This is a genomic window from Sphingorhabdus sp. EL138, from assembly GCF_945882965.1.
Lineage (GTDB): Bacteria > Pseudomonadota > Alphaproteobacteria > Sphingomonadales > Sphingomonadaceae > Sphingorhabdus_B.
Genome location: NZ_CAMCWY010000037.1, coordinates 1 through 5,733 on the forward strand (window position 1 = coordinate 1; position 5,733 = coordinate 5,733).

A 5,733-nucleotide genomic window follows, 5' to 3' on the forward strand; every position below is an offset into this window, starting at 1 on the left:
GGCGATGTCGTTGACGCGGCCATTATCATTGCGGCTGAAGTCGATCCCAAATTGTACAGCGTCCGGCTTGACCGTAATCTGGTCTACGCTATCGCTTCCGAGGTATGGGCCAAGGAGCATAAAGTCGAAAAACCCGAAGATCTCGCCAAATACACAGTCATGGTTCATACCGATATGCCGATGATTTTTGATGCCTGGCGGCAGGCAATGGGCGTGCCCAAGTTGAAGCCCGCAGCCGTGGATAGCCTAGATAGTGGCGCGCTTATGCTTGAAGCCGCAGCGAACGGTCTTGGCGTTGCTATCATGCATGGGAGCCATTTTTCAGATGCACGCGACCCCCGTCTAACGCGTTTGTTCAATACGGAAGTTGAAAGCCCTTATAGCTATTATTTCGTATGTCGCCCCCGGGCCCTTAAACAACGCGCTGTAAAGATTTTCCACGATTGGCTGCTCAAGTCCGGCGTATAAAAGCAGGCAGCAGACGGCGGTTTGGCAGGCGATGCCGTCGCTATGAAGCAGTTTAAAGGCCAACAGACCCAAAGTTCGATGGCGCGAAGCACTTGACCCAACGGGCGACGAGCGGCATTGCAGTGGGATGACCCAAGACGTAGCCGACATGAATTTCGAACAAGCGCTGCGCGCGCTTGAAGATATTGTGCACAAGCTGGAAAGTGGCGAAGCGCCGCTGGATGAATCCATTGCCCTGTATGAACGCGGGAATGCTTTGCGCGCCTTGTGCCAGCAGCGGCTGGATACCGCGAAGGCGCGTATTGAGGCGATTGCGCTGGGCCCCGATGGGTCACCTGTGGGCACTGCGCCTTTTGACGCCGGATGAGCGTCATGTCGCACGCGCCGCCCCCTTCTTTGTTGCAAGACGCGCTCACGCAAATTGCGACGGATATTGACCAGGAATTTGACGCCCTGCTAGAATTGCCGGGCGACGCGCGGGACCGTCTGTATGCGGCGATGCGGCATGCGGCAATCGGTGGGGGTAAGCGGCTTCGTCCTTTGCTCGTCACCGCGACCGCTGCCTTGTTTCATGTTGATCGTGCGGTTGCGTTACGTGTTGGCACGGCCGTCGAGGCGATCCATGTTTACTCGCTCGTCCATGACGACCTGCCTTGTATGGATGATGACGACATGCGGCGGGGCAAGCCAACCGTCCACCGCGCTTTTGATGACGCCACAGCTGTTCTGGCGGGCGACTCCTTGCATGCTTTGGCCTTCGAAATACTAGCAAACCCGCAGACGCATCCCGATCCATTTATACGCGGCGAACTGGTATCGACGCTTGCACTGGCCAGCGGCCCCGAGGGGATGGCTGGCGGCCAGATGATGGATATTGAAGCGGAGAACGCCACTTTCGACTTACAAACCGTTATGCGTTTGCAAGCACTAAAGACGGGTGCGCTGATTGCCGCCAGCGTTGAGATGGGCGCAATTTTAGGTCATGTCCCGCCCGAAGGACGCATGCATTTGCGCGGCTATGCCCGCGACATTGGCCTCGCTTTTCAGATTGCCGATGACATCTTGGATGTCGAAGGCGATCCTGAACTCGCCGGAAAAGCCCTTCAAAAAGATGCAGATGCGGGCAAAGGGACGTTCGTATCGCTGATGGGCCTTGAACGCGCAAAACAGCAGGCCGAAATGCTTGTCGCTCAGGCCAATGACCATTTATCCAGCAATGGCGCCGAAGCCAATTTGTTGCGCGCTATTGCAAATTACATCACCGAAAGGGATCGCTAAATGACTCACCGGATTGGCGTTTATCCTGGCACTTTTGATCCCATCACCTTGGGCCATATGGACATCATCCGGCGCGGCGCGAAATTGGTGGATGAACTTATCATTGGCGTAACAACAAACGCGGCGAAATCGCCCATGTTTTCCGACGATGAGCGTATTGCGATGGTTGAGCGTGAGGTCGCAAGTATTGGTTCTACCCATATTCGGGTTGTCGGGTTCAACTCGTTGCTCATGGATTTTGCCGACGCGCACGGCGCGAGCACGGTCATTCGGGGCATTCGCGGGGTCACTGACTTTGAATATGAATATCAACTGACGGGTATGAACCGGCAACTGAATGACCGCGTCGAGACGCTGTTTTTAATGGCGGATGTGTCGCTTCAGCCCATTGCATCGCGGTTGGTAAAAGAAATTGCGATTTACGGCGGTGAAATCGGCAAATTTGTAACACCCGCTATTCGCGACGAAGTCGTCGCGCGGGTGCAGAAAATTGGCCGGAAATCTTCCTAACCCCATTTAAGTGCGACAGAGCTTTCGCGTTACATTGACGTGCGCCGCTTCCGTGTAGTCAGTTTGGGTGCGGGTGGTAGCTCCAGATATTCCTCCGGCACATAAATGGCATATGTTGCAAGCCGGATTTCGCGCACAAACTGAATCAAGCACGCCGACAAAAGCGCCAACGCGAGCATGAATACGGCAACAGCTACCCAAGCAGCAGAAAATTGGGTCAGTCCCATCAGAAACAGCACCGCAATTTCCACACAGACCGAAATCGCAGACAAAACTGCGAACAATATCGATGATCCAACCACGCGCATGCGTTTTTCGATGATCCGCAATTCGCGCACTACGCGTTCATGCGCCAGGCCTTCGGTGTCGGCATATTGACGCTGCAAATCGCGTGAACGATCGACAATCCGAGACAATCGGCCCGTGAGCACGTTGAGGAGACTGCCAACGGCAACCAATAAAAAAGCCGGTGTCAGCGCCGTTTGGAGAACAGAGATGACGGCTGCAAGATCAGGTCCGAATTTACCGTCCAATTTGTTTCGCCTCTGCCAACAACCGTAGTTCTGTCTTCAGCAGCTTGCCGATATGGCTGCGTGGCATTTCGTCGATGGGATATAGCACAGATATCCGCTGCGTTTTGCCCAACTGATTATTAACGCGCAACAAAATGTCGTCGGGCACGGCTGCGTCATCGCGCAATCGCACAAAACCGACGGGTGTTTCGCCCCAAGCTTCTGATGGCATGCCAACAACAGCCGCTTCGGCAACCTCGGGCTGCTGCTCCAACAATTCTTCAAGGTCCTTGGGATAAATGTTAAAGCCGCCGGAAATGATCATATCCTTTGCGCGACCGACAATAGAAACAAAGCCATCTTCGTCGACGATGCCTATATCGCCGGTTTTCAGCCAGATATTGCCATCCGCGTCACGCCATTCCATCTCGCGGGTCTTTTCCGGTTGGTTTTTGTAACCGGACATCATGGTAGGCGAACGGCCGGTCAAAACACCCTTGGAACCTGCTGGCAAGCGGTTGTCGTCTTCGTCCAAGACGATCAGTTCATGGCCAGTTACGGGCTGTCCAACGGTGTGGAGCTTGTCAGGGTGATGATGCGCCTGCAACATGCACACGACGCCGCCCTCCGTCATGCCGTAAATCTCGACAAGGCCGCCCGGCCAACGTTTCAGTACATCTGCCTTCAACTCTGGGGCAAATGGCGCGCTGGTGCAGAATTTTACTATGAAACTGCTTAAATCATAATGGCCGAAATCGGCATGCGCCAAAAGCCTTTGATATTGCACAGGCACGAGCATGGTGTGCGTGGTCTTGTCCGTTTGCGCATGGCCAAGATAGGCCAAGGCATCAAACTTCTCCATAATCCGCGCAAAACCGCCATGGCACATTGTTGGCAGGAACACGGCAAGCGTCGTGTTCGAATATAATGGTGTAGACGCCAAGGACCGCGTGTCGCGGCTGTAGATTGACTTGAACCCGCCCGCCATCTGGTGCCAGCGCATGCCATGCGAATGAATGATGCCCTTTGGCGTGCCGGTGGTTCCGCTGGAATAGATGATGTTGAACGGGTCGGTGGCAGCAGGCGTCACGGCTGCAAACGCAGGGCCGTCCTGTGCCATCCAATCAGTAAGCGCCGGGTGATCGCCAACGGCGTTGCCCATCATAATGATTTTGACATCACCCAATGCGATGCCTTCGAGGTCAGCCAGCTTGGCCGCATCCACGAACAGATGCATCGCCCCAGAGTCCTTTAGCATCGCCGCCAACTGCGCTGGTGCCGCCGATGTGGTCAATGGCGCAGCACAGCCCCCAGCCCGAATGGCCGCGAGGTACACCAATGCATATTGAACGTTGCTGGTTCCCAATATGGCAACCGCCTGACCCCGCTGAAGCCCGTCGCGCTGGAGCCCTGCGCCGATGCGCGTCGTCAATTGAGCAACTTCGTGCCAGGTCAGCTGCATGCGGCTGTCAGCAAGCGCAGGCTCGGCGGCCTTTTCTGCCCCCCAAGCACCAATCAACGCGCCGAAATCGCCAAAGGCCTTCTCTAGCTCAGTATCGATATGCATATAAATTCCCGTCACCCCTTCACTGGCCTATTGGATGATTTAGCGCGATATTTAAAAGTTTCATTGCCTAATTTTCTAAGGCAGCTCTTGACCTGACAAAGCCGGGCTTCTTCCAGACAAAAGATTTTGGAAAAACGGTGATTTTTAGAGGCTTTTCCTTGGGATTTTCGGGGTTTCAGCCTAAGGTCACCGGATGACTGATGAAACACCGGAAAACCCGCAAAACAACCCTGCTGCGGACAGCGCAGAAAATCCCAACCAGAACGAATATGGTGCCGATAGCATCAAGGTTCTGAAGGGCCTTGATGCGGTGCGCAAGCGGCCGGGCATGTATATTGGCGATACGGACGACGGCAGCGGGCTGCACCATATGGTGTTCGAAGTATCCGACAACGCCATTGATGAGGCGTTGGCCGGACATTGTGATCTGGTGTTGATCGAACTGAACCCCGATGGCTCAGTTTCTGTCGAAGATAATGGCCGCGGCATTCCGACGGGCATGCATAAGGAAGAAGGCGTTTCGGCAGCCGAAGTCATCATGACCCAGCTGCATGCAGGCGGCAAGTTTGAGAACACATCTGACGACAACGCCTATAAGGTGTCCGGCGGATTGCACGGCGTCGGCGTTTCGGTGGTCAATGCGCTATCCGAATATTTGGAACTCACCATCTGGCGTGAAGGCAAAGAGCATTGGATGCGCTTTGAACATGGCGATGCCGTGGGTCCTCTCATTGTTCGGGGTGATGCGCCCGTGGTGGACGGCACGCCCAAAAAGGGGACGCGCGTCACCTTCATGGCGTCGACCAATACGTTCAAAAACGTACTCGAATTTGACTTCGACAAGCTTGAGCATCGCTATCGCGAACTGGCGTTCCTGAATTCGGGCGTTCGCATCTTGCTGCGGGACAACCGGCATTCGGACGTTAAAGAGCATGACCTCTATTACGAAGGCGGCATCGGCGCGTTCGTGCAATATCTTGATCGTAACAAAGCGGCATTGTTGGCAGAGCCTATCACAATCAGGTCGCATCGCGACGGCATCGCCATCGATGTCGCGCTCGAATGGAATGACAGCTATTACGAAAACGTATTGTGCTTCACCAACAATATCCCGCAGCGTGACGGCGGCACCCATTTGGCGGCATTCCGATCTGCACTGACCCGAACCCTCAACAATTATGCCGAAAAATCGGGCGTGTTGAAGAAGGAAAAGGTCACCCTGACAGGCGATGACATGCGTGAAGGGCTGACCGCTATTGTGTCAGTCAAGCTACCTGATCCGAAATTCTCGTCGCAAACCAAAGACAAGTTGGTCTCGTCGGAAGTCCGCCAGCCGCTGGAAAGCTTGATGGCTGACCGGATGAGTGAGTGGCTTGAGGAAAATCCTGGCCATGCGCG

Annotated in this window: 7 protein-coding genes; 5 read left to right on the plus strand and 2 right to left on the minus strand. The window is 54.8% G+C overall.

What is annotated here, in order from left to right:
• The 4 genes from Q0N43_RS11425 to coaD all read left to right on the plus strand — a co-directional run.
• Positions 1–468 (plus strand): LysR substrate-binding domain-containing protein (locus Q0N43_RS11425; protein ID WP_295446456.1); only part of this gene is annotated, 468 nt, incomplete at its 5' end.
• Between the two features lie 127 nt (positions 469–595).
• Complete coding sequence (locus Q0N43_RS11430; RefSeq protein ID WP_295446458.1) at positions 596–835, plus strand: exodeoxyribonuclease VII small subunit; 240 nt, start codon at positions 596–598, stop codon at positions 833–835.
• A gap of 5 nt (positions 836–840) precedes the next feature.
• Positions 841–1,746 carry a polyprenyl synthetase family protein gene (locus Q0N43_RS11435; RefSeq protein ID WP_295446460.1) on the plus strand — a complete coding sequence of 302 codons (906 nt, stop codon included), beginning with the start codon at positions 841–843 and terminating at the stop codon, positions 1,744–1,746.
• Complete coding sequence (coaD, locus tag Q0N43_RS11440) at positions 1,747–2,256, plus strand: pantetheine-phosphate adenylyltransferase (protein WP_295446462.1); 510 nt, start codon at positions 1,747–1,749, stop codon at positions 2,254–2,256.
• A 29-nt stretch (positions 2,257–2,285) separates the two neighbouring features.
• Here the strand turns inward: coaD and Q0N43_RS11445 are convergent, their stop codons facing one another.
• Both Q0N43_RS11445 and Q0N43_RS11450 read right to left on the minus strand, forming a co-directional pair.
• Complete coding sequence (locus Q0N43_RS11445) at positions 2,286–2,789, minus strand: DUF2721 domain-containing protein (RefSeq protein ID WP_295446464.1); 504 nt, start codon at positions 2,787–2,789, stop codon at positions 2,286–2,288.
• Positions 2,779–4,335, minus strand: a complete 1,557-nt coding sequence (locus Q0N43_RS11450; RefSeq protein ID WP_295446466.1) for a class I adenylate-forming enzyme family protein — start codon at positions 4,333–4,335, stop codon at positions 2,779–2,781. The genes Q0N43_RS11445 and Q0N43_RS11450 overlap by 11 nt, the downstream gene beginning before the upstream one ends.
• A gap of 193 nt (positions 4,336–4,528) precedes the next feature.
• Between Q0N43_RS11450 and Q0N43_RS11455 the strand changes: the two genes are divergently transcribed.
• Positions 4,529–5,733 (plus strand): ATP-binding protein (locus tag Q0N43_RS11455; RefSeq protein WP_295446468.1); only part of this gene is annotated, 1,205 nt, incomplete at its 3' end.

Bases quoted from the DNA above. Each gene is read 5' to 3' on its own strand.
- Q0N43_RS11450 (WP_295446466.1), bottom strand. From the start codon at position 4,335: ATGCATATCGATACTGAGCTAGAGAAGGCCTTTGGCGATTTCGGCGCG.
- Q0N43_RS11435 (WP_295446460.1), top strand. From the start codon at position 841: ATGTCGCACGCGCCGCCCCCTTCTTTGTTGCAAGACGCGCTCACGCAA.
- Q0N43_RS11430 (WP_295446458.1), top strand. From the start codon at position 596: ATGACCCAAGACGTAGCCGACATGAATTTCGAACAAGCGCTGCGCGCG.
- coaD (WP_295446462.1), top strand. From the start codon at position 1,747: ATGACTCACCGGATTGGCGTTTATCCTGGCACTTTTGATCCCATCACC.